This is a genomic window from Porphyromonas macacae DSM 20710 = JCM 13914, from assembly GCF_000379945.1.
Lineage (GTDB): Bacteria > Bacteroidota > Bacteroidia > Bacteroidales > Porphyromonadaceae > Porphyromonas > Porphyromonas macacae.
Map to the genome: position 1 here is coordinate 561529 of NZ_KB904124.1, position 24866 is coordinate 586394.

At 39.2% G+C, this 24866-nt stretch carries 17 protein-coding genes and 1 pseudogene; 14 read left to right on the forward strand and 4 right to left on the reverse strand.

Annotated elements, in window-relative coordinates:
* Positions 1-7: 7 nt before the first annotated feature.
* On the forward strand, positions 8-1729 hold the full coding sequence (locus tag A3GI_RS0102635; RefSeq protein ID WP_018359923.1) for a hypothetical protein: 1722 nt from the start codon (positions 8-10) through the stop codon (positions 1727-1729).
* A gap of 377 nt (positions 1730-2106) precedes the next feature.
* Here A3GI_RS0102635 and A3GI_RS11960 read toward each other — a convergent pair whose 3' ends face one another.
* Together A3GI_RS11960 and A3GI_RS11710 are read right to left on the reverse strand one after the other, a co-directional pair.
* Positions 2107-2292: an HNH endonuclease gene (locus A3GI_RS11960; RefSeq protein ID WP_394330183.1), complete on the reverse strand. Its 186-nt coding sequence runs from the start codon at positions 2290-2292 to the stop codon at positions 2107-2109.
* Between the two features lie 332 nt (positions 2293-2624).
* Positions 2625-2828, reverse strand: a complete 204-nt coding sequence (locus A3GI_RS11710; protein ID WP_162151335.1) for a hypothetical protein — start codon at positions 2826-2828, stop codon at positions 2625-2627.
* Here A3GI_RS11710 and A3GI_RS11330 point away from each other — a divergent pair.
* The 7 genes and pseudogenes from A3GI_RS11330 to A3GI_RS0102675 all read left to right on the forward strand — a co-directional run bounded on the left by A3GI_RS11330 (position 2733) and on the right by A3GI_RS0102675 (position 14394).
* Positions 2733-3970 (forward strand): annotated as a pseudogene (locus A3GI_RS11330) (IS4 family transposase). The gene A3GI_RS11710 and the pseudogene A3GI_RS11330 overlap by 96 nt on opposite strands.
* Positions 3971-4530: 560 nt before the next feature.
* Positions 4531-4635, forward strand: a complete 105-nt coding sequence (locus A3GI_RS11965; protein ID WP_081612784.1) for a DUF3575 domain-containing protein — start codon at positions 4531-4533, stop codon at positions 4633-4635.
* Positions 4636-4861: 226 nt separating this feature from the next.
* Positions 4862-6427, forward strand: coding sequence for an Mfa1 family fimbria major subunit (locus A3GI_RS0102655; RefSeq protein ID WP_018359925.1), 1566 nt, complete (start codon positions 4862-4864; stop codon positions 6425-6427).
* Positions 6428-6555: 128 nt separating this feature from the next.
* Positions 6556-7515 (forward strand): FimB/Mfa2 family fimbrial subunit, encoded by a 960-nt coding sequence (locus tag A3GI_RS0102660; RefSeq protein WP_026215888.1) that lies wholly within the window; start codon positions 6556-6558, stop codon positions 7513-7515.
* A gap of 96 nt (positions 7516-7611) precedes the next feature.
* Positions 7612-9156, forward strand: a complete 1545-nt coding sequence (locus A3GI_RS0102665) for a hypothetical protein (RefSeq protein ID WP_018359927.1) — start codon at positions 7612-7614, stop codon at positions 9154-9156.
* A gap of 70 nt (positions 9157-9226) precedes the next feature.
* Positions 9227-11935 carry a fimbrial tip adhesin FimD gene (gene fimD / locus A3GI_RS0102670; protein ID WP_018359928.1) on the forward strand — a complete coding sequence of 903 codons (2709 nt, stop codon included), beginning with the start codon at positions 9227-9229 and terminating at the stop codon, positions 11933-11935.
* 47 nt (positions 11936-11982) lie between these two features.
* Positions 11983-14394 carry a hypothetical protein gene (locus A3GI_RS0102675; RefSeq protein WP_018359929.1) on the forward strand — a complete coding sequence of 804 codons (2412 nt, stop codon included), beginning with the start codon at positions 11983-11985 and terminating at the stop codon, positions 14392-14394.
* A 99-nt stretch (positions 14395-14493) separates the two neighbouring features.
* Here the strand turns inward: A3GI_RS0102675 and A3GI_RS0102680 are convergent, their stop codons facing one another.
* Together A3GI_RS0102680 and A3GI_RS0102685 are read right to left on the reverse strand one after the other, a co-directional pair.
* On the reverse strand, positions 14494-15516 hold the full coding sequence (locus A3GI_RS0102680) for a patatin-like phospholipase family protein (protein ID WP_018359930.1): 1023 nt from the start codon (positions 15514-15516) through the stop codon (positions 14494-14496).
* A gap of 295 nt (positions 15517-15811) precedes the next feature.
* Entirely contained in the window at positions 15812-16426 is a 615-nt protein-coding gene (locus A3GI_RS0102685; RefSeq protein WP_018359931.1) for a hypothetical protein, read from the reverse strand.
* Positions 16427-16702: 276 nt separating this feature from the next.
* Here A3GI_RS0102685 and A3GI_RS0102690 point away from each other — a divergent pair, with 276 nt between their 5' ends.
* The 6 genes from A3GI_RS0102690 to A3GI_RS11820 all read left to right on the forward strand — a co-directional run bounded on the left by A3GI_RS0102690 (position 16703) and on the right by A3GI_RS11820 (position 24768).
* Positions 16703-17920, forward strand: a complete 1218-nt coding sequence (locus A3GI_RS0102690) for an S-adenosylmethionine:tRNA ribosyltransferase-isomerase (RefSeq protein WP_026215892.1) — start codon at positions 16703-16705, stop codon at positions 17918-17920.
* Between the two features lie 147 nt (positions 17921-18067).
* The gene (locus tag A3GI_RS0102695) at positions 18068-19507 is read left to right on the forward strand and encodes a TolC family protein (protein ID WP_026215893.1); all 1440 of its coding nucleotides are present in this window, start codon (positions 18068-18070) and stop codon (positions 19505-19507) included.
* A 13-nt stretch (positions 19508-19520) separates the two neighbouring features.
* Complete coding sequence (locus A3GI_RS0102700) at positions 19521-20558, forward strand: efflux RND transporter periplasmic adaptor subunit (RefSeq protein WP_025079302.1); 1038 nt, start codon at positions 19521-19523, stop codon at positions 20556-20558.
* 50 nt (positions 20559-20608) lie between these two features.
* Positions 20609-23731, forward strand: a complete 3123-nt coding sequence (locus A3GI_RS0102705) for an efflux RND transporter permease subunit (RefSeq protein WP_018359935.1) — start codon at positions 20609-20611, stop codon at positions 23729-23731.
* Positions 23732-23735: 4 nt separating this feature from the next.
* Positions 23736-24041 (forward strand): PG0541 family transporter-associated protein, encoded by a 306-nt coding sequence (locus A3GI_RS0102710; RefSeq protein ID WP_018359936.1) that lies wholly within the window; start codon positions 23736-23738, stop codon positions 24039-24041.
* 319 nt (positions 24042-24360) lie between these two features.
* Positions 24361-24768, forward strand: coding sequence for a TetR/AcrR family transcriptional regulator (locus tag A3GI_RS11820; protein WP_238319909.1), 408 nt, complete (start codon positions 24361-24363; stop codon positions 24766-24768).
* The last annotated feature ends 98 nt before the right edge of the window (positions 24769-24866 follow it).

The window sequence follows — 24866 nt, forward strand, 5'->3', positions numbered from 1 at the left end:
CGGAGTGATGATGAATTTTAATAAGATATTAGTCTTTATTGGAGGCTTGTTTTTATTGCTTCTGACGGCCTGTTCAAAGGATGTGCCTGACTTTTCGGATGGCTCGACTCCGGAAGGAACTCCCATTATGATTTCTTTTGGCGGGTACGCAGACGGTATCAGCGAAACTTTGCTGAGAAACGATGATAGCGACCTTGCCGGAATCAAAGATTTACGTATGCTTGTTTTTGATGAAAACAGACATTTTCTCTATAGCCGTAAACCTGTATTGAGCGGGATTTTGGATGTGGATAATTTATCGGCAACCGATCATTTGCCAGATGGGAAGAAAGGAACTATCACTAAAATGAGAAAATTTCAAGTCTCTCTTATTTCCAGCAACAAGAAGCGTTATATTCATTTTATTGCCAATTATGATTGGCGGAATTTTCCACAGGATTATCTATTGGAGGGTAAGGATGCCGGAGATATAATTGCCGGTTTGACAACAACTGGTTTTGTTTTCTGGCGTGAAATAGAATTCAATAACATAGGAGATTTGAAAAGTAAAGCGGTTAAATTACTGCGTAATCATGCTCGAATTTCTGTTGAGTTAAAATCCGGGGGGATTCAGAATTTTGAATATTTAGGCTACAGAGTATATAACGCTTATGATCGTGGTTCTGTAGCTCCTTTTATTTTCAATGAATCTTCATTGACTTATGAGTTCCCTCAAAATCCTGATCAGCCCACAATTCCGGCTGATGTGCAGATTAAAAATATTCCCTCAGACTTTTCCAAAGGCTTTTGCGATGTTTTCGAGCGTTTTAATTCCAATTATTCCAAAGAACAGAGTCCCCTTTTTGTTATTGTTAAGGGAAGATTCAAAAATATGGAATCATATTATAAAATCGATTTGAAGAAAGTTTCTACAGATCCGAAAGGTGTAACGACACTGTATGATATTGTTCGTAACTGTCATTATCGCATCAAAATCAATGCGGTGAATAGTAGAGGCTACTCTTCTCCTGAAAAAGCCGCAAAGGAGCCGGCCGGTAATAACCTTTTTGCTTCTGTAAATTTGTCTGAATTTCCTGCTATATCCGATGGTACACATAAGTTGTCTGTATCTTCTCTTGGCGGTACTTTTGTCGGTATAAAACCTGGCTTCCCAAAAACATTTGAAGCTACGGTAGAGTATGATGGAGGAAATGACAAGATTAAAGTTTATCCGGATTGGAAACCTGATCGGTATATGGGTGAATGTAGATTCACAAAGACAGCGGCCAATACCGGAAAAATTACAGTTGAAATCAAGGAGACTCCCAATGACCGTGAACTTACTTATAGAGTCAATATCGTGGCAGAAGGAAGTGACATGTCGCGTCAAATGGTTTTCACTCTTCGTTTTCCTTATCAGTTTGAGGCAAAGTTGAATAGTAAGGGTGCCGATGCAAATAGTAAGGTTGTAATATCTTTCAAGGTCCCCCCAAGAATGCCTAAAACAGCTGTTCCTTTTGATGTTTATGTGGAGACAAAGGAGCTGACGCCGGATTTAAGTAGCAATAACGGAATGTTGGTTGTGGTACGTGAAGGAAAATATTTTTATCGTTACACCGTCAAATCTGATGCAGAATTGGGTAAAACTATCAATTTGAATTTTTTACGAAATGAAAACCGGAAATCAGAAACAATTACTTTGTTTTCGGAATTGTACGAAATTCAAACTGTCTATCTTCCGGCTAATTGAGCTTAAAACTTCTCCTGTCTATTCAGGACAAGGTGTCGAAAAACATTCTTTACAATTGGATGGATATACCTGTCAACCGGTTTTTGGATTGATGATCCGGTTGGCAGGTATTTTTATTTTGACGTGAATTTGATGTAAAGACCGTGTGTTGAAAGGATTGTAGTTTTCCTTTTGCGTAAACCGGTTCCTTTTTGGGGCGCGGTATTCTGCTTCACATTACTTTCCTGTGCTTGTATCGAACTCCATATTAACATGTTCGGTATGTGCGCTAAGCACCCCAATACCTTTCCATATTTCTATGGCAGGTTTTCAAAAATGCTCTCCCCCGAACCGTATGTACATGTTTCCATGTATACAGTTCTCCATTAAAGAGTCATTCATATCTTTCCTATGTGAGCTTCAGGTGACAGTTCCGACGTAATTGCAATAGCTTTTTTATTCCGTGCAATCATCATTTTTCTAAAGAAACCTTTGCTATCCAAATCTTTTAATTTTCGGACATGGTGAATTCCCAGATTTTCTGTTTCTCCACATTTCTCACATATCTGTGCTTTTAACTTAATCTATTAATGTGAGTTCGATGTGAGCGATATAGCACTAACCTTTATAAGGTATTAATTCTTACTTTTATCGGAATATTATAGCTAAATCAGAAGAAGAGAGCAAAGGCTCTTTCTCATTTGATTGAATATCTGAGCCATGTAAAAGGCCTGTGCAAAAGTGCGACTTGAAGTTGGAATGACCCAACTAAAAAACAAAATGCGCTAGAAAACAGAATGATATATGTTCTCCTTATATCGAACTCACGTTTTTAGACTTATTTCCGGATTATCGAATGATGGATTACCCTAATTTTTATAGGATAACAATGACTTTTATCTATTTGCAATTATTGCTATCCGCTAAACGTTTTGCTATTTGGATAAATTAAAGGGCCGGCTTCGGGAAATGAAGTCAGCCCTAATTTCGTTACCTTGTTGTCGCAAAACCAAACATTGTAACGATGAATAAAGGTAATCATTTTCTCGGACAGCCACTCTACAGCCAAGTTCTCTCGCTCCTCAATAAGTCCGCAGTACTTCAGTGTAGTCGCAGACATTCGGGAGAACGCTATGTTAAGAGCTTTGATGCGTGGACACACTTAGTAGTCGTGATGCTCTACGCCGTTATTCATCGCTTTGATTCCTTGCGAGAAATTACAGCTTCCCTGCAGACAGATGCACGAAAACTCGGTCATCCGGGTATTTGTAATATCTCAGATCGTAGCACTCTGTCAGACGCCAATAAGAGACGCCCTCAAGCCATATTTGCGGACATCTATCGCGATATTTGTATGCCCGTTACAGCTCTCAGCTTTCGTCGGACAGGCGAGGAGATCATAAAGAGCCACAATGGATGAAACGCTTGCAAATTATTGACTCTACGACTATCACGCTTTTCTCCAATCTCATCTTCAAGGATGCTAGTCGTAACCCCAAAAGAGGCAAGAAGAAAGGCGGGATAAAGGTACATACGGTGATACACGCCAACGAGGGTGTCCCCTCTGATATTCGTTTCACTTCTGCAGCCACTCACGACTCCTTTATGCTTTGTCCCTGCAACTTAGCCCAAGGGGCAATCTTTGCGATGGATCGTGCTTACATCGACTACGCCAAGTTTGAGCAGATGGCTCAGCGAGGGATTATCTATGTCACTAAGATGAAGACAGGGCTTAATTATAAACTCCTTAAAGATGAGATGATTCAAACACCGGAAGAGCTGATGCAGGTGCGTATACAAGACATTGTGTTGACTAAAAAGGTCAAAGGAGGAGAGCCGATTGAGCATTGAGCAAGGATTGTTACCTATCCGGATGTGAACAAGAAGAAGCTGATTAGTCTACTTACTAACGACTTAGACCTGGCCCCACGAGACATTATTGAAATCTACCGCAAACGTTGGGCTATTGAACTCCTTTTCAAGCAAATCAAGCAGAATTTTCCGTTGAAGTACTTCTATGGGGAGAGTGCTAATGCTATCCAAATTCAGATTTGGGTCACGCTCATTGCAAACCTGCTTTTGATGGTCATGAAGCGTCAGCTCAAAAGGTCTTGGAGTTTTTCGGGGCTGGCGAACTTAATGCGTATTGTGCTGATGTATTATGTAGACTTTTACAGTTTGTTTGAACATCCCGAGAGCGATTGGGAGGCGATGTTTGAGCCAAAAGAAGCTCCGCCGGAACCAAATGCAATTGAGAATTAAAAAATATTTGTAGATGATTACCACAAAAAATGTAATAAAAGTAAAAAGGCTATATACTGTGAGGTGGTGGCAAGTTGAAATATAAAAAGAGCAACCAGAAATATAAGTGTTAATCATATAAAATATTTTTATATGATATGTGGTTATATATAATGTTTATGTTATATTAAGCATATAATAAGAAAAGAATATTTTTGGTGTTTTATTTTTTTATTTTTATTAAAAATGCTATCTTTGTAGAAGATTTATGTGAGGTCTTAATCTGGCACAGCTATAACTATATAATAGTCAATTAAAAAAGAGATTGTAAGCTAGACTCTATATAGAATATTGAAATTAAGTTGAGAAAGTGCTAGGAGAGAAAAGATTATAAACAGATGAAAAGAATGTTCATAGTTATAGAGGCAATATTGTTACCGGAAACTGTTTTTCGGCGTTTGGTTCTGAATAATAACTTGATTTATGATGCTATTTTGGTTCCCAATTTTTTTAGAGGTGTCTCTCAGTGAAAAATGGAATTCTAACACGCAAGTTGAGATGATTCCTTTTAGGAAAAAGATGTGAGCTATAGTGAATACGAAATTGTCAAATGGAGTCATTGGTTTGTGAAACCGGAATTACGCTACTGGACTTGTGATATTTTTAATGGTCGATTCTTCGTATAAAAAGGTGCAGCCAAAGTTTTTGTTCATACTATAAACCTTACACAAATGATATACGCGCCCTTTATCCAATAGTTATCGTTATCATATGCAAGGAGATAAAATAAGAGCAGAAGAAATGCCCAAAATAGTCTCTCAAAATGGGATATAGAAGCTCAAAAAGTCTTAAAAATGTAATTCGATATTAAGAGAAAAATAATCAGAAGTATTTAATTAAAAAACAAAACAGATGAAATTAAACAGACTATTATTGGGAGGAGCAATAGCTTTAGGGCTGATGACTTCTTGCAGCAAAGAAACTCCAAACCAAAATGAACAGGAAAAAGGAACAACTCATATGAGTGTTTCATTAAAAATGCCCGCAGACGCAACATCTGCATTTCGCTCTGAAAGTCAAGATCACAATGGCATAGGCTTTTGGGAAGGGAAAGATGCTAAATTAAAAGTAACTCTTTACATGGTTTCCGATGGAAATGGCCAGGTGGAAACCCAAGAATTAGATGCCGCAACTGCCGCAACAAGTACGCAGGATGGTAAATATAAATTCAAAGCTTTCAAAACTACTCCCGGCAATAAAACAATTTATGTCGTAATCAATAACGGTGGTGCTATTAAAACAGCTCTCGATTCTAAAATTTTCGATGCCACAGCTTTCAAAAAAGCTTATCAAGAGGCTTATATCTATGCAAAAGCCAATCAGAACAATGGTGGTATAGATAATGATTTTGCCAAAGTTGAAGGAGATAAAGACATAATTCTAATGAGTGGTAAACCTGTTACAAAAGCTATTGAAGATAAGGTGACAAAAGAACAAGCCGATAGCGGGTCAAAGAATCATGTTAATCTGATAGCGCGCCGCACCGTTGCTCGAGTGATAACAACTCAAGATGAAAATATCACAAATGCAATCAAAGATCAGAATGGAACAAACATCGGTACTTTAGAGGATATTAAATGGACTGTAGCTCAATATGAGAAGACAACTTATCTTTCACCTCAACTTACAGATGGAGAAGATGCAACAGATGTAAAAAAAGTAAAGTCTCCTAATTACGATTATGTTCCCAATAAAGATTATAAAGAAAAAGCAAAAGAATATTATGCATACGACTTACTGCCTTTCGATAAAATGCTTTCTGCTGAATCTTTTAAGCGTAATTCTTCTAATAATCCCGAAAACATCAAGAATATTGTAGCAAAAAATATGCAATTTATTACTGAAACAACCCACAAATATGGAGAAACCAAAGGTAATAAAGATGCAACTGGATACCGCAAAGGTAATACGCCTTATGCCTTAATAGAAGGTGTTCTTAATCTTAAACAAGATGCAATGGCTAAGGATGAAAATTTTGTAAAAGGCCAGGATGTATACTTTGGGACAAGGGATCGTAAGTTTTACATGGATTTGGATAAAGCCCGTAAAGCCAATGGATCTCCGAAGAGCCCTGGAGAGAAAGAAAAAGATAATGTCATCACTTATAAAAATGGAAAAGTTTACTACATAGCATGGCTTAATCCGGACGACACAAACCATACAAAATGGACAAATTCACCGGTTTTGAGAAATAATATCTACCATATTAACATTAAGAGTTTCAAAATGATCGGTCATTCAGGTAATCCGTTTGACCCAACACCCGAAGACCCCAAGAAGCCAACTCCTCCGGATCCTGATGATCCCAAGACACCGGATCCTGATGATCCTATTTTTGACACGGAAACTTACATGTCTGCCGAAATTACAGTGCTGAATTGGGGGGTACACTCTTACGATATAGATTTTGATTATTAATAAAAACAAGAAAACAAAAATAGCGCGGGACTTATGACTGACATAGGCCCCACGCTATTCAAATCTTTTTTATTGATTCTCTATCAATTACCATTTTAAAGTCTTAGTCCCAATCACTTATGAAGATAATGAAATACTATAAACAACATTTGTATATTCTACTAATTTTATCCTGTACCTACTTGTTTGCTTCGTGTGACTCTTTGGTTTATGACGACTTGGAAAAATGCGATAGAGGTATATACATTAATGTTTATGAACAAACCGAATGCGCATCATCTCCTTCTTATCCATCGGAAATCAAGAAGTTGAATATATATGCTTTTGATGCAAATGATGTGCTTGCAGCAGTAATACAGACGACTGATGTAAGCCTTTCGGCTGATCGACAATTTTACATCCCTTTGGAAAAAAGTGGATCCTATTATGCCGTAGTATGGGGAAATGTGGACGATAAACTGTTCGAAACAATCCCCAATAAAATCGGATCTTCCACAAAAAAAGACCTGCTGCTTTATCTCCGTAAAAACAAAGGATTATCAGCACTAAATTTAAAAGGCCAGCATATTTATGTGGGCAGCACACCTACTGTACAAGTGGGAGAAATACAAAATCTTTTTGCTTATACAAAAGCTAATGTAAGAGAAATCACGAATCGAATCCGTGTAATGGTAGAAGGACTTATCGATCCGGAAGAGTATACAATAGAAGTTTCTTCTGCAAATACGCACTATACTTTTGACGGGCAAATATTTAAGGCCGAAGCAATGTTTTATCCGACTAAAGTAAATACTACAAAGGAAAAGAATCTGATAGCAGATTTCAATGTACTCAAACTCGAATCTGGCAGAGCAAGTATATTGACAGTAAAAAAAATAAAGACAGGGGAAATTTTATTTCAGAATGACTTGGTTGGAGCCATCTTGTTAAGTGAATTCAAGGATACCCCAAGCCTTAATCTGCGCTGCATTAACGACTTCGATGTATTGCTTAAATTCAAGCATTGCGATTGTCCCGATAATACTTATGTGGGGCTAACATTGATTGTCAACAACTGGAGCATACATAGTTATGATATCTTTTTTTGATCGATCGATCTAGCAAGAAGAGGCGAACTTTCCCAAAGTAAAAACATTACAAAATCTAACAAAAACGACATGAGCAGATTCTGTATACTTAGCTATATGGCTATACTATTGCTAAGCTTAGTGTCTTGTCAGCATAATAACCAAGAAAGTATTTCTGAACTTTCTTCGGGTGAAACTTATCTGAGCGTTGAACTGAAAGCCCAGACGGACAATAGTATCAACGAGGATATTACTGATCTGGAGAATCATGTTCACAGTCTGGCAATGATTGTATTTCCGAAAGATGAAGAACAGTGCTCTGGATTTTATTTTGCAGAAAGAGCCGACTTTCAAACCGGAGGAAACAACACTTTATTTGTTCCCGCCACTAAAATAACCAAACCGGGCGAAAGCGACATTTATTTCATAGTCAATGCAAGAAAGGATGATATTATCACTCATACCAGTTCTCGCGCAATGACGGAGGCTTACCTACACACTGCTTTACCATTTTCTTTAACAGACGGGGCAAAGAGCAATAAAGGTTTTCCCATGGCAAGAGTCTATTATAATCAAAAAATAGAACCTGATTACACAAAGAGTAATCCTTTCATTTTCAGACCTAAAGTAAATAAAAATAAACCCCTGATACCCGTCAGTTCTTATGGGAAAGATATAAATAGTGGTGAGCAACAAGACAGAGTAAGCCTTGTACGTGCGAATGCCAAGATTACAATTTCCATTTCAGGAGAAGGTTTAGAAGAAATCAAAGAGATTGATGGTGTGCAACTGATAAATTACCCACTCTCTTATACATTAATAGAAGCCATTTCTGGCCGCTTTGATCCGAGTTCAGATAAAGCTATATTGATATCCGACAGGCCTGCCAGTTTTGTCCTTAAACCGAAGATAGAGAACGGTAAGAAAGTTGGGTATGAAACCCGGATGTATATACCCGAGCGTACTTTTACGGCAAATACAGTAGGTTGGAACAAAGATACCGACAAACCGCAAAATGGGGTTTTATATTTCCGTATCATAACGAAAGGCGGACATGTTTTTCAAGCTCCCATTATAACGCACACGGCTACATCCGGGAATCTGCATAACTATCTGGATATAGCGAAGGGAAAGACGGCAATCAGGCCGGACTATAGTGTGTATCGAAATCAACATTACCACTATAACATTAAAATTCCTGCTGGAGCAAAAGAATTAGAAGTGGACATGAACCTTAAACCATGGACACTTGTCAGCAGTCGTTTCGATTTTGGCAAGCCGGATTTCAGAATCTACATATCCAAAGAACAAGGTGAAGATGTTGATGTAGCTGATGGCCTGATAACTATAAGTAAAAAGGGAATTAAAGCTAAATTTACATTTACTCCTAAAGCGCCGATAGGGACTCTTTGGCGAGCTTCGATAACCAACGGTTTAGATTTCCGACTATCTTCTGATTACGAAAACAATATCACATACGGTATCATAGCTCCCGGCAGTTCACCGGTTAATCTCTATATTGAGCCCCTCAAAGATTTCTTGGGAGATTTACGATACACAGAGTTTTACATTACAATCAACGGACAAGAAATCAACCTTTTAAATAATGAGAATTCTCCGGGACCTGGGAATCGTTGGCTGATCAAACAAACGGGTTTTTGAAAAATTATTGAGTTCGTTTTATCTCTTGGTATGGGGATTTAGAGCAAATTTAATCATACAACATATAAAGATGAAGATTCTACAACGATATATAGCGTATATCTTTCTTTTAATAGCAGTAGTCATTGTGTCAGGATGCACAGCTAATGAAAAAGAACCTATTCGCCCCGATGACAACGAAGTTTTGCCTGCTGGATATAAGGCTATAGAGTTGCGTCTCAATATAGAACCCCAAAGAGCTAAAAAGCCTGAGCAAATGGGGAGACAGAGAATATATGCAACAAATTCGACCGAGAAAGAGCAGAAGGTTCGTGCCTATGGTATAGAGCCGGGAGATCACGATAAAGATGTATATCCGGCCGATCTCAACGAAAATAAAATTGAGACATTGGATATATTCTTTTTTGAGAAATCCAATGGAAAACTGATCAAGCATATCACAGACAGGGATGGAGATGTTATTATACTGAATCATCAATATAAAGATGAGGACAACGAGCGTTATACACAACGAGTTACAATAAAGGTGCCCAAACATGAACTTAGCCTTTACCTCAACAAACAACCTCATATTTATGTAATAGTTAATAAACCGGATGATATTGCTTTCAGTGCTAACATTACAGAAACCGAAATTCTCGAATTAAAACATAAAAAGGATCTTTTAGAGGTGCTACAAACAGGGAAACCTCAACAAAACTTTGTTATGGAGGGGCATCGAACCGATCTTTCAGAACCGATTTCATGGTCTGACAATAAAAACAGACATCATATTAAAGAAATCGTTTTGTTAGAACGTTTGGCTGCTAAAATCCGTCTCCGTATCGGTAAAATAGAAATTCCTGAATATGAATTGCCAGATGAAAACTTCTACACGAACAAACCGGATTGGAGGCCAAATATAAGTTTGGTACGCTACCCGTATTCTACACGTTTAGTTAAAGGAAAAGAACCGTTATCTAGTTCGGAAATACAATGGTCTAAAATAAAAAGAGCTTTTACTCTTGTGAAAAAGAATTTCTCAAACTTGGTAGATGTAGTTAATCCTACAAAAAATCTGGTTTGGACTTCCCCTCTGCCTTTGTATACCTACGAAAATGATTGGACAAAAAATAATGATGCGGATGAAACGTACATTTTACTTACTGTGCCTCTTCGTTTAAAAGGGAAAAATTGGCAAGGACAAGAAAATGAAGGTTTCAGAAAATTTTATTATCGCATACCTGTTAATTATCGTATGCCGATACCCAACATGGATGAAACGGAAAAAGCCGGTATCGGTAAAATACAAAGAAACCATCTATACGATATTTACAGTGAAATTACGGTATTGGGGAATGAAGATGATAGCGATCCGATTGAAATACAAACAAATATTTCAATTCAACCATGGAGATGTTTAGAGATAGATGCTTCCATTGATGCTGCGCGATACTTAATCGTACGAGAAAATCACCCTCTGATGCCTAATCAGGACAAAAGAAAAATAGAATACGCAACTTCTCATTCAGTAGAGATTATTACAAATAAAGCCTGGTTCTCCTATTATGATGTGAAAGGTAAACTAATGATCGAATCATGGGAGCTTCAATCAAATGGAAATTATAAGCATACTTATTATAATGAAAACGGGGATCAAGAAACAAAATACGAAAATAGTATACCCCAATTATCGATTAATTTGATCCAGGAAAATTCACTTAAATATATATCAATTGAACATCCGGTACCAACAAACTATGTTCCTTTTCATATTGAATTAACAGTAAAGCATAAAAAAGAGAACGGTGTTAGTGAAGAAAATCTTTTATCCGAATATGTCCACGTAGAACAGTTCCCGCCTATCTATGTGACTGGTAAGAAATCGGTGGGATTTGTTGGCGGCACATCTCAAGTAGATGGAATAATATATACTCCTGAAACCGCTCCGGATTTTCGTTTTCAAAATCCGATTGGAGCTATATCTAATAATGAGATTTCTAAAGGAGCACAAACTCTTGATGTATTTAATCGCGTACGTATTTTAGTCCCGCACGATGGAATGAAAATAGGAGTTTCTATTGATTCGCAAGGGCATACGAAAAGAGATGATTTATCAAATGAAATGATTTCTCCTGAGTTTATTATTGCTTCACAACATGGTATGTCTACATTTGTTAGACAGTATGATGAAAATCCATATGATAGGGGAATTGTTGATAATGGAGATGAACAAAGAAGAGCCTTAAATGGTTCTAAACAAAATACACGTTTCGGCTCAGGATATGGGCCTATAAGTAACTTTTTTGACCACAGGATGCCTTATTCCATATCTACACATATTCAAAATCCCACTCAAACCCATAGAACATACGCTACAGCAGAAGAGCGTTGCGAAAAATACTTCGAGGGAGAATATGGCGCAGATGGTTATTATTGGGAATTCTATAGAGATCGTAATCATCATAATCAATGGAACAAGCGTCATGTGTATAAAACATTTAAATATAAAGGTCATTGGCGAATTCCGACCAAAGAAGAATTGAAATTAATTTACCAAATACAAAGCTCAAAGATTAAAACAGTAAAAAGTTTACTCTGGGGATTGTACTATTGGACAGCAAAAACAGGAGTTGCATTGGATTTTACAAATGGAGAATTAACTCAAAAATTTCCAGACTCGGCCGAATATGATTATCACAATTGGCCTGCACATCCTTATGTACGCTGTGTTTTCGATACATGGAAACTAAAAGATAACAATGGAGTGAGCCATGAAGATGACTGGAATAACTCTTAGGATAAAAAGATGTTAGAAAATTAATGACAATATATTGAAGATTATTGATGAATATGAAAATAGGATATAACTCTCGTTTTTTAACGTGCATCATACAACTGAGTTTAGCAGTTATGCTGCTTTTCTCTTCATGCACGGATGAAAAACATCCTGTTGAAGAATATGACAATTTGATGGATGGGACACCTATAAATGTGTCTTTAGGTACCACGATACCGGGTGAAGATTTGTCCCAGATACGTCTTGGAGGAGAAGATTTAGGAGACGTACAAACGCTTAAAGTTTTTGTGTTTGACAAAAACCGACGCTTTCTCTACAGTCGTACAGCTGTTATTGAAGGTCAGGTAATGGAAATAAGCTCTTCAATTGATGAAAATAATATATTGCCGGATAAAAAGAAAGGCGGTATTACACATAAACGTACCATTAGTTTACAGTTGCTTAGTTCCAAAGAAAAGCGCTACATACATTTTTTTGCCAACCATGATTTTGACGAAAACAATTTTCCTCAAGACTTTGCACTTAAAGGAATATCCGACGGGGAATTAATTGCAGGTATGCACACCAATAAATTTGGAGAATACTGGAGTTTGATTGAATTAGAGGAAGGGATTAGTCATAATTCACTAAACAAAAATATCATTGTCAAACTATTACGCAATTATGCCAAGGCAACAATCGAAGTAGACAGCAAAGTCAAAAACTTTGAACTTGAAACATTTTCTGTATATAATATTCCTGCAGAAGGAACAGTGGCACCGTTTATATCTCATTTAGAAAACGGAAAGTTAGTATACGATTTTCCATTCAAACCTAATAAACCTACTTTACCTTCAAACTTAACATTACGAAATTCAGAAATGGTTTCTTTAAATAATACAATCTATTTTTTTGAAAACAGTAATGAAAAAGAACAACATCAAAAGACTTTTTTGATATTGAAAGGTAAATATAACAACGAAGCATCTACTTACTATAAGATTGATTTTGCTCATACAAGTGAAACAGGTATAACCAATCTCTATAATATCATTCGTAATACACATTATCGATTTAAGATAAAATATGTAAATGCTAAAGGCCATCAAAAAATTACAGATGCTGTAGAAGCACCTGCATCAAACAATATCTACGCCTCTGTGGAATTAGAAGAGTTTTCCTCGATAGCAAAAGGAAAACATAAAATGACTGTATCCAAGTTGGGGGGCACTTTTACCAAAAGCGATATATTCGAAACAACGATATTGTTTAGCGGAGGTATTAGCCATGTTCAATATTACCCCTCTTGGGATCAAGACAAAGATCCCTATATGGGAAAGATGTCGAGGACGAAAGAATCTGGTAACAATGGGGTATTAAATGTCAACATTAAAGATATACCGAAAGATGGTAGTATTAAGAAATATCATATAGATGTTGTTGGCAAGGCTGATGATGGAACTATAATTACTCGAAAGATACAATTTGAACTTAGAAAACCATATCAATTTGATGCAAAAATCAAGAAAAAAGGAGATGGAACTTATGAACTATCTTTTGATGTACCTTCTTCTATAAAAACAAGTACACTGCCAATTGAAGTGAAAATTTCAACTGAAGGAGTTTTTACTCCAAGGAACTTAGATGATGTTAAAAAGATATTCTTAAGATTCGAAAAAGGGAAAACTTATTATATTTATAATATAACCTCAACTGAAGAGTTAGGCAAGCGGGCAACCATAGATTTCATTGCAAATAAAGTTTTAAATAATGCTAAAATAAAATTGCAGTCTAATCTTTATGAAGATGGTGAGGCTTCTATTGATGAAGGAGGAGCTACGGATACTGAAACATACTCGGGAACTCTTTTATATTACTACCTAAATAGATGGGAATACCTCAAAACAGATTCAGATATAGAAGTCTTATTAGATGGTCAAAAAGTATCTTCCAATAAATTACAGCTACGGATTGTAGATAATTATGGCAAATATGAGTTGAAAATAAGGGAAGATGTAGACCCTTACTCAACATTAGTTGTCAGATATAAGATTTCTAAAAAAGGAGATCCGGAGGCTTATCGCAAGGTGACATATACATATGAGATCAAAAGAACTGTCAAAAAGTGGATAGAAGAAGATTCTCAACAGACCCAATTAATCTGGAAAAAGTATGAATATAACGGTACTGCAACCTGGGTTGATCGAAATAAACCTGAGGGTGTTTACCCGAAAGGAGTATTTACCATTAACGATAAAACAATAAGTAATAATTGGGAAAAAGTCACAATAAAAGGCAAACAAATGAACGCTTTTACTTATATGGTGGAAGCAGCAGATTATTCAGGTTTAGAGTCTACGTTGTATCAGCTTGCATTTAAATTTAAACCAGAAGGAAGGAGAACAAGATCAAAAGAATTTTATTTGGACGAAATTGAGAACATGAATATGCATGTTAGAATATCCTATAATGATCTTTAAACCCTTTTGGGTGTGTCCTGAAAAAAGTTGGCACTCAAAGGAGGTCAACTTTTTTCAGGACACACTAATTCTTATTATCCGATTTTCAAACAATGACTTTTATTTGGCATTTGCCTTTTCTTCTTCATTGTTGTACCATGCCAGATAAGACTGTGTATACTGTCTGCCGGATTCCAGAAGTGCTTTTTTCTTGGCTTCGGTAATAGCAAAATCGGTGGCATTTACACCCAGCGTGTCGATATAGATAGTACGCTGCCAGTCATCGCTATGCAAGTGTGCGTTGTCTTGAGCATCGATGAGGGTATTGAGCAACCCTGAAGTGAAGTCGAACAGGTTGTTTATGTCTCTTTTCGGCATTTCGGCATTATCTCTGAAAAGAGATATTTTTTCTTTGCTGTCCAAACGGAAACCCAATGTTTCCTGATTGTAAACATATTCCGATATTTTTCTGCGATTTTTTGAGAAACTCCTGTTTATCTTCTTGTAATAGTCTGTTTCCACAAGATTTCTGGTTACATATTTTTTTCTGTCGAATACTTTGATCGGATAGTTATCCAAGACTCCGCCATCTATATAAACATCTCCTCTGAAATTGCGTTTTGCAGCGAAGAAGAGGGGAATGGACATCGAAATACGTGCCGCATCGGCAATACAGTAACGTGGCGTATGTTCGGCCGAAAAAATTTCGGAGAAACCGGTCGAGAGATTCGTGCCGATCAGAAAAATATCGAGAAAAGGATGATCTCCTTTCATAGCAGCCAAGTCTGCAAATGTACATTCGCTGTTTCCGGTTTTCTCTTTAATCAGTTTCCCAATCCAATTTCTGAAAAAGTCACCCTTGTACCAGCCGAACTCATGGAGCAGTCGCTGTGAGTCTTTAATTATACCCCAAGAATCGTCCATGAAATTTTTGAAGTTTAGCTCCCACATAATGTTTCTGATTTCATCCGGGGTATAACCCAAACCGACCAATACTGCAACGATGGCTCCGGCCGAGGTTCCGGCCACTCGTTTGATTTTTGGGTAAATTTTTTCCTCCTGCATCACTTCTAAAGCTCCCACATAAGCAATACCTTTTACCCCTCCTCCCTCGAATACTAAATTTTTAAAGAAATAAGCCATATGATATAAGTTTCAGGTAAACATTAGATTGACAACCTCGTTTTCGTGTTTTAGATATGATGAGTTAACCATTCGATTAAAGACTGTTTGCTGATGCTAATATATACAAATAAGATCAGATATAACAGATCTCTTTTATTTACAGGACGTTTTTGATGTTACCTGCAAGAACCTCCGATAAATGTGACTATACAAAGGAAAAGCAGCCCACACAGTAAAAGTGGACTGCTTTATTAAAAGTAAATAAACTAATAAATTGAATTGAAGAATTATGGAGTATTAAATGGAAGTGTCTTTAGAAACTGTAACCGAATGAAACATAGGGCAATAGGGGGTAGAAGAAAAATTTGCCGTCTATTTCTCCATAAATAGGAGAAATTCCCACCCTGAAGTTGAACCCGCCTTTGACCGGTTGTTTACGGTATCCGAAAGTAAGTGTGCCGAAGAGTTTAGAGCTCCTGCTTCCATCTTTTTTATTATTGGAATCCGAACTGTCCGGAGTAAAGAAAAGTTTATCATCCGAATTGAAAACAAAGAGTGAGGCACCGGCACCCATTTCAAAATATTTCCCCCGTTTCCCCAGCAGGTAATTCAACCCAAGGGGTATTCCCAGAATGGAGTTGCCTCCTGCACTGATAAAAGATAATCCTGCACGTGCACCCAGGCCGTTCATTTGTTTAAACAGACGCATATCGAAATTCAGACCGACATTACCGGAGGGACCGAAAAGTTCCACAAAAACCGTCTTAGGAATGTAGTTCGTTTCTTCTTTTGTAGCCATACGTTTTTCAGCATCGATCCTGACTACTTTAACGGTGTCTATACGTTGCCATTCGGGCATGTCGTTTTGAGCAGAAGCTATAAAAGCAAAGCTTAAAATAAGAGAAAAAGTTAGGAAGAATGATTTCATAATTTAACGATTAATTGTATAATTAAAGAGTTTGTTTTTAGTAGTAAATGCCTTTATTCGATGAATACTGCATACACAGCAGAAAAATATTTCCATCAAAGAAAAAGTTTAAAGAAAAAAATGTTGACAAATATAATAACATTAAAGTTAAAGTATCATAATTATTTCTCGTAGTCCAATCTTAATAAAAAAAGAAAAAGCGGTACCTTCGTAGCAAACGAACAGATTGACACTCAATATCCATTGGAAGGGAATATCACACCTTCCGGACTTTTTATGATCAAGACGACAGATATAGTAATGCAGGATTATGCTTACGATCTCCCAGATGAACGTATAGCCAAATATCCTCTCCCCGAACGCGACAGTAGCAAACTCCTTTTATATAAGCATGGAAAAATAACGGAAACGGTTTTTCGCAATCTTCCATCGCATCTTCCCCCGAAAACTCTTTTGGTAAGAAATAATACGCGTGTAATCAGAGCCCGGCTCTTTTTCCGAAAGCCGACCGGTGCGCGGATTGAAATTTTTTGTCTGGATCCGATCCTCCCCGGTTCTTACGAAACAGCCCTTTCTGCGAGAAAAGAGTGCGTGTGGCACTGTATGCTGGGAAATGCAAAACGATGGAGTGTAAACAGTGATCCTTTGGTTAAAGAAATTCCGACGGATAAAGGACCTCTTGCTTTGAGTGCGAAGCGAATTTGTGAAAATCAGGTGGCTTTCTCTTGGGATGACGATACTTTTACTTTCGGCGAGCTGCTGGAGTCGATGGGTATCTTACCCATCCCCCCCTATCTTAACCGAGATACGGAGCCGGCGGATCTTAAAACATATCAAACGGTTTATGCCCGGCACAAAGGCTCTGTGGCAGCACCCACTGCCGGATTGCACTTTACCGAAGCCGTTTTTGCCGATTTGGCAAAAACGGATATCCCCATCGTGGATGTTACTCTGCATGTGGGAGCCGGCACATTCAAACCTGTTAAGAGCGAAACTATCGGCGGACACGAGATGCACCGCGAAATCATTATCGTAGATGATGAAACTCTCCGGTGCCTTAATCGATCCGGACGAACCGTTGTGGCGGTGGGTACGACCTCCGTACGCACGCTGGAGAGTTTGTACTGGTTGGCTGTACGTATATTGAATGATCCGGATATACAGCCGGAAGAGTTGATCGTTACACAGTGGGAAAGTTACGGTCGAGACGAAAGCTCCCTTCCTTCAAAGAAAGAAGCTTTTGCTGCTTTATTGGAATGGCTGGAAAACAACGAGCTTACTCAATTGATTTTTCCTACAGAAATTCTCATCGCACCCGGATATCGATTCAGAGTGGTGGAAGCCATAATTACCAATTTTCATCAACCCAACAGTACGTTGCTCTTACTGATCGGTGCATTTATCGGTGATGACTGGCAACGTGTATACCGGTATGCGTTGGAGCATGGTTTTCGCTTTTTGAGTTATGGCGACAGTTCTCTTTTGATTCCGTAGCTGATACCGGTTTCGTTACATTGATTTATTTATTGGAAAGAAATCGTACTTGATTTATCGGGAAAAAGGGGTAATTTATCGGAACTTTTGTTTTATAATGCACTGAAATAAACTACCTTGTAGCAAATTAATCAGTTTTACGATAAAATGAATAATCTAATTAAGCATATAAGTGTGCTGTTGATGTTGGGGGGATTTTTTGTGAATTCTGCTTTTGCACAACAGAATACTCAAAGAGCAGACGATACTCCTCTGAAATTGACACTGCACGATGCTCTTCAGATAGCACTCAGCGATAACCCGACCGTACGCGTGGCAGAACAGGAGGTAAAGAAAACAACGTATGCAAAAAATAAAGCATGGGCGGCTCTGTTTCCTAAAGTCGATTTGAATGGTAATTACAGTTATACCATCAAAAAACAAAAGATGTATTTCGGTGGAATGAAATTTCCCGGTATGGGAGGAAGTCCCGGAGGTAATGGAGGTAATAATGACCAGAATTCTTCAGCCAACAATGCCATAGCAATCGAGGTAGGCGTACGACACAGCATTCAAACGGGCATACAGGCCGGCATGCCTCTAATCGCCCCACAACTTTGGAGCAGTTTGAGCATCAATGCTGCCGAGGTGGAACTGGCAAAAGAAAAATCGCGCGGAAGTAAAGTGGATATGACAGCCGAAGTGCGCAAAGCATACTATACGGCTCTACTGGCCAATGAGGCTTATCGTGTATACAGGCAAAGCTATGATAATGCACAAGAAAATTACAGGCAAATCAAAGAAAAATATGAGCGAGGTTTGGTAGCTCAATACGATTTGCTGCGTACGGAAGTACAAATGAAAAACATAGAACCGAACGTGGTGCAGGCCGAACTGAGTATCAAACTGGCTGAAAAACAGTTGAAGCTGCTCATGGATGTAGATTTGGAAAAACCGGTCGAATTGACCGATTCTTTGGCTGTATACAGTAGACAGATTTATCAGGACTATATGCAGCCGGTCGATACCCTGTTGGTAGAGAATTCGACACTCAAGCAAATCGAGTTGCAGGGTAAGCAAATGGCTGCCGTGGTTCAAACCTCTAAAATGGCTTTCTTGCCGACACTTTCTTTGGGTTTTGTTTACAATTATAATTATATGGGGGATGAACTGAAATTGAGCAATGACAAGCAGTGGTCTCCATACTCGATGGTTAATTTGACTCTTTCCATTCCTATTTTTAATGGCGGTGCACGCTTGAATGATGTAAAAATGCAGAAAGCAGGACAACGGCAATTAGAGTTAAACCGTCACTTGATTACCAGACAGATGAAGTTGGCCGTGCAAAACCAGCATGACCAACTGACCAATGCCACCAAAAGATACATTGCAGCGAAGGAGGCTGTTGTTTCGGCCGAGAAAGGATATCAGATAGCAGAAATGCGTTATAAAACCGGAGAAAGCACTTTAGTCGAACTTAACGATGCCGATCTGGCTCTTTTGCAGGCAAGGCTTAACTACAATCAGGCAATTTATGATTTTATGATGGCAAAGGCCGATTTGGATAAGCTTTCGGGTTATGTGGCAACAAGCGATAATGTGGAATAAAGTTTACAGATTTATGATGAATATGTTAAAATACAGCACTGCAACCCTTGGAATGGCTGTTGTATTCGGCCTTGCCGGTTGTGTACAGACGAGCGAAAATACAGAGATTAAAAGAGCTGCTGCCACAGACAGCGTGACGCTTAAGGTGGATACCGTACATGTGGCACAAGGCCGAATCAGTGAAGAGGATGTGTTCAATGCCACTGTTCAGGCTAAAGTAAAGAATAATATATCCGCTCTTGCAGGAGGAAGGCTTAAACAGCTCTATGTAAAAGTAGGTGACCGCGTAACAGCGGGGCAGGTGATAGCCAAACTGGATGATTCGCAGCTTAATCAACTATCCGTGCAAATGAAGAAAGCTAAAACGGACTTCGAAAGACTAAGCGAACTCTACAAGATAGGTGGCATAGCCCAGACACAGTGGGAAGGAGCGCGAGATGCCTACGATATAGCCGATACGCAATATCGGAATATGCTTCAGAATACCGTTCTGCGAAGCCCTGTTTCCGGTATTGTTACAGCTAAAAACTATGACGATGGCGATGTTACGTCACCTCAGCTTCCGATTGCCGTTGTAGAGCAAATCAATCCTGTTAAACTGGAAATCAATGTCAGCGAAAAGTATTTTTCGAAATTAAAGAAGAAGATGCCGGTAAAAGTGACTGTAGAAGCATTGGATAACCGTGAATTCGAGGGATATGTTTCTCTTATCCACCCCACCGTCGATCCCATGTCTCATACGGTGACTGCCGAAATCGAAATATCGAATAGAGACGGCGTAATCAGACCGGGGATGTATGCCTATGCACAGATAAACTTCGGCTCATATGATGCTGTGCTGGCACCCGAGAGCGCGATCATGAAGCAAATTGGAGCGGGGCAGCGATATGTTTTTATCGTTGAAAACAATGCGCTCAAATATCGTGAGGTAGAGTTGGGTATTCTGCAAGGCAATTTCTGTGAAATCAAAAAGGGACTGCAACCCGGAGACGTATTGGTCAGCGGTAATAAAGCAGGTCTTACGGATGGAATGAAAGTACAGATCAAGTGATACACCGTGATTTTTAGAGATTCAAATATAACGTCAAGAAACGAAGAGCAATGAGTATATACGAATCGGCTGTAAAAAAACCGGTAACCACTATTCTGATTTTTATCGGAATTATGGTGTTCGGTATTTTTTCGCTAACCAGACTGAACATAGACCTGATGCCCAAGATAGAGACATCGAACGTGATGATCTTTACCGGATACACAGGGGCAAGTGCCGAGGATATAGAGAACAATGTGACGAAACCGCTGGAGAATGCTTTGAACGGTATCAGCAACTTGAAACACATAACTTCCAAAAGTCAGGACAACTTGTCTTTTATTACTCTGGAGTTCAACGCCGGCACCGATATTGCAGAAGCCACCAATGATATTCGTGATAAATTGGATGCTTTTAGCTCGGTATTGCCCGATGGGGTAGGTAAACCAATGATTTTCAAGTTCGGAACAGGAGATATTCCTGTGGTTATTCTGGCGGCAGAAGCCACCGAAAGTGCCCCGGCTTTGCGTAAAATACTTGAAAATAATGTATCCAACCGTATCGAACGTATCGAAGGGGTGGGTACGGTTATGGTGGCCGGTACCATAGAGCGTGAGATTCACATCTATTGCGATCCGTACAGGCTCCAGTCGTACAATCTTACTTTGTCTCAGATTTCTCAGGCCATCGGAGCTGAAAACAGAAATATTTCCACCGGCCAATTGGATTTGGGCAATTCGACCAACTCCTTACGTATAAAAGGAGAGTTTTCCGACCCCGAAGAATTGGAAGAAATTGTCGTAGCCAATTACAAAGGAAAGAATGTATATCTGAGAGATGTGGCACGTATAGAAGATTCTGAACCCGAATATGTACAACGGATTTCTACGAACGGAAACAAGAGTTCGATTATTCTGGTGCGTAAACAGTCTGATGCCAATACTGTAAAAATATCCAACCAGATAAGAAAGATATTGCCGGAAATCGCTGCAACACTCCCGGCAGACGTGAAACTGTCTTATGCTTTGGATACTTCCGATTTTATTGTCGGTACTATAAACAGTTTGTTCAAAACTATTATAATCACCTTCGTTGTGGTTATGCTGGTCGTACTCTTTTTCCTCGGCAGATGGAGGGCTACTTTTATTATCGTGCTCACGATTCCGATATCGCTTATCGGTTCGTTCATTTATCTGATGGGCACGGGTAATACGCTGAACATTATCTCACTCAGCTCTCTTTCTATAGCTATCGGTATGGTGGTGGATGATGCTATCGTAGTATTGGAGAACATTACCAAACACATGGAGCGGGGTAGTCATCCTAAACAGGCTGCTATCCATGCTACCAACGAGGTGGGTATCTCGGTTATTGCTTCTACTCTGACCATGTTGGCGGTATTCCTGCCTTTAACCATGATAGGCGGTTTCACCGGCATTCTTTTCAATCAGTTAGGTTGGATTGTCAGTATCGTAATGATTGTATCGACCGTTTCCGCTCTTTCTCTTACTCCGGTGCTTTGCTCGCAGATGCTTAAACGAAAACCTAAACAGACCAGGTTTCATGAAACTGTTTTCGGACTCATCAGACGAGGTCTCCACAAATTGGATAATGCCTATACCAGACTTTTGTCCAAAGCTGTCCATCATCGAACCGCCACTGTGCTGATAACGATTGTAATCTTCGTCCTCACTCTTATGCTGGCACCATTGATGAAAACCGAATTCCTGCCCGAATCGGATACTTCAAATTTGCAGGCTAACGTGGAGTTGCCGGTCGGCACATCTGCGAAAGAATCTGCCCGTATCGGTAATGAGATTTATAACCGTTGGAAAAAGGAAATACCGGAGTTGGACGTGTGTACCATGTCTACCGGACAGGCCGATGAAGATAATGCCACGTCGGCCATAAACGAAAACGGCAGCAATATCATTATCTACTTTGTAAACCTGAAAAAAGCCTCGCAAAGAACACGCAAGTCTGGCGTGATAGCAGAACAGATCAGACAGATCATTGCAGATTTTCCCGAAGTGGTAAGCTATAAGGTACAAGAAAATCAGGGAGGAGGAAGTAACAAGAGTGCTGTCGAAATAGACATTTTCGGTTACGATTTTGAGAAAACCGATGCTGTGGCGCGCAACGTGGCCGAGCTCGTCCGGAAGTCGAAAGCCTGCGCCGAGGCCAATATCAGCCGTAAGGATTATAAACCGGAATTCAGGATTGTTTTCGACCGCAAGAAACTGGCGGATCAGGGGATGAATATATCTATGGCGGCCTCTTATGTTCATGGAGGTATTCAGGGTACCGTTTCTACTTATTTCAGGGAAGACGGGGAGGAATATAAAGTGCGTGTTCATTTGGATCCGAAATACCGGAGCGATCTGAACGGTATTCGCAATATCGTTTTATTCAGTCCCGGCGGTACGCAACTAAGACTGGGCGATGTTGCCAAAATAGAGGAAGAAAGTACTCCGCCTACCATCGAACGTAAAGACAGGCAGCGCGTGGTAACGATTCGTTTGACTCAGGCTCCTAAAACAGCTTTGAGCGAATTGGTGAAAGCGTCCAAGCAGGCAATAAGAGCGGTGGAAATACCCGAAGGTATCTCTTATGACATTGGAGGAACGTACGAAGATCAGCAAAACTCTTTCCGGGATTTGTTTACCCTCATGGGGCTCATTACGATGCTTGTGTTCATTGTTATGGCTGCGCAGTTTGAAAGCCTTCTGGACCCGTTTGTCATCATGTTCTCCATCCCGTTTGCCGTCAGCGGTGTGATTATCGGCTTGTTCATTACGCAAATACCCTTCAGTGTTATGGGTTTGATCGGTCTTATCATGTTGGTGGGTATCGTGGTGAAGAACGGTATTGTACTTATAGACTATACTCGCCTTTGCCGTGAGCGGGGTATGGGTATACTCGAGAGTGTCATATCTGCCGGCCGAAGCCGCCTGAGACCCGTTCTCATGACCACGCTCACCACCGTACTCGGTATGGTACCTTTGGCTATCGGTATCGGAGAAGGATCGGAAATGTGGCAACCTATGGGGGTTACGGTGGCTTTCGGTTTGACTGTATCCACACTTATTACACTTGTTCTCATTCCCACGATTTATGTTATTTTCTCCGGAATAGAACAAAAAAGACAGAGGAGAAGGTACCGCAGGAGACGTATGGTTAAAATAAGAAATTAACGGTATGGAAGAATTGAAATTTGTATTCATAACTTATAATCAGGCTTATCATCCTTTTATCCTGCGTTGTTTAAGCCGTAATAACTTGAAAGGATATACCAGCTGGGATGGTGTGCAGGGTAGAGGCACTTATGGCGGAGAGCCTCATTTGGGTAACCATGCCTGGCCTACAATGAATCAGGCCATGGTGGTTGTCTGCCCGGCCGGTTCTGTGGATGATCTTTTGGTGGATTTGCATAAGCTGGATGAGGATTCCCCCGAACAGGGTCTCAGAGCCTTTGTGCTGAATGTAGAAAAGACTCTTAAATAATAATTTCCCTTTTTAGGTCATGTATACCCCGTAATCTCGAACGATTACGGAGCATATATTTTTATGGTTTTTACCGGAAAACCGTCTGATTGTCTTCGTTAAATCCGCATTTTGCATCTGTTAACCTTTCCGGTGATTCTGTGGAGCTATTCTGGTAGATATGCTTTTCCTCTCCTACAAGAATGTTTGGTGAAACTCAGAAACTATTGGTATTCTTTGAGGAGATGAGAGGCAAAAAATACTCATTCTACGGGATTGTGAACACTGTTCAGCCTCTATACCTTTGCTATGAACGATTTCATTTTTCGTTTATGGAAAAATGGAAAAAACTTTAATTAACATCAAGACCCGGCAGCGAATTCTTTTGGCTGCACGTGAAGAATTTATTGCATATGGATTTCGGGATGCTTCTCTGCGAACTATAGCTAAAGAGGCCGGTATTACCGTGAGTAACATCTATAACTATTTCAATAATAAAGATGAATTGTTTCGGGCTGTACTGTCTCCGTTGTTAGAAGCTTTCGAACTTATGCTGAAGCAGCATAACAGTGAGGAGAACATGGAGAAATACATGAATACGCCCCAGCGTTTTCAGGATGCCACTGTAAAAGAGTTTTTGAAACTCACGCATAATTTCGCACCGAGCTCAAACTGCTGTTTTTTCATGCAGGAGGGTCTTCTTTGGAACATTACAAAGAAAATATTACCCGGCAACAATTTGATATAAGCCTGGCATATCTTCGATCCTTCAAAGAGAAATATCCTCAGGCCAATGAAAATATTTCACCTTTTTTTATTCGAATCTGTTGTACCTGGTGGGTTATT

What these genes read in the sequence shown, in the direction of transcription:
- A3GI_RS0102635 (WP_018359923.1), top strand. Translation starts at nt 8, where the DNA reads ATGATGAATTTTAATAAGATATTAGTCTTTATTGGAGGCTTGTTTTTA.
- A3GI_RS11710 (WP_162151335.1), bottom strand. Translation starts at nt 2,828, where the DNA reads ATGTCTGCGACTACACTGAAGTACTGCGGACTTATTGAGGAGCGAGAG.
- A3GI_RS0102655 (WP_018359925.1), top strand. Translation starts at nt 4,862, where the DNA reads ATGAAATTAAACAGACTATTATTGGGAGGAGCAATAGCTTTAGGGCTG.
- A3GI_RS0102660 (WP_026215888.1), top strand. Translation starts at nt 6,556, where the DNA reads ATGAAATACTATAAACAACATTTGTATATTCTACTAATTTTATCCTGT.
- A3GI_RS0102665 (WP_018359927.1), top strand. Translation starts at nt 7,612, where the DNA reads ATGGCTATACTATTGCTAAGCTTAGTGTCTTGTCAGCATAATAACCAA.
- fimD (WP_018359928.1), top strand. Translation starts at nt 9,227, where the DNA reads ATGAAGATTCTACAACGATATATAGCGTATATCTTTCTTTTAATAGCA.
- A3GI_RS0102675 (WP_018359929.1), top strand. Translation starts at nt 11,983, where the DNA reads ATGAATATGAAAATAGGATATAACTCTCGTTTTTTAACGTGCATCATA.
- A3GI_RS0102680 (WP_018359930.1), bottom strand. Translation starts at nt 15,516, where the DNA reads ATGGCTTATTTCTTTAAAAATTTAGTATTCGAGGGAGGAGGGGTAAAA.
- A3GI_RS0102685 (WP_018359931.1), bottom strand. Translation starts at nt 16,426, where the DNA reads ATGAAATCATTCTTCCTAACTTTTTCTCTTATTTTAAGCTTTGCTTTT.
- A3GI_RS0102690 (WP_026215892.1), top strand. Translation starts at nt 16,703, where the DNA reads ATGATCAAGACGACAGATATAGTAATGCAGGATTATGCTTACGATCTC.
- A3GI_RS0102695 (WP_026215893.1), top strand. Translation starts at nt 18,068, where the DNA reads ATGAATAATCTAATTAAGCATATAAGTGTGCTGTTGATGTTGGGGGGA.
- A3GI_RS0102700 (WP_025079302.1), top strand. Translation starts at nt 19,521, where the DNA reads ATGATGAATATGTTAAAATACAGCACTGCAACCCTTGGAATGGCTGTT.
- A3GI_RS0102705 (WP_018359935.1), top strand. Translation starts at nt 20,609, where the DNA reads ATGAGTATATACGAATCGGCTGTAAAAAAACCGGTAACCACTATTCTG.
- A3GI_RS0102710 (WP_018359936.1), top strand. Translation starts at nt 23,736, where the DNA reads ATGGAAGAATTGAAATTTGTATTCATAACTTATAATCAGGCTTATCAT.
- A3GI_RS11820 (WP_238319909.1), top strand. Translation starts at nt 24,361, where the DNA reads ATGGAAAAAACTTTAATTAACATCAAGACCCGGCAGCGAATTCTTTTG.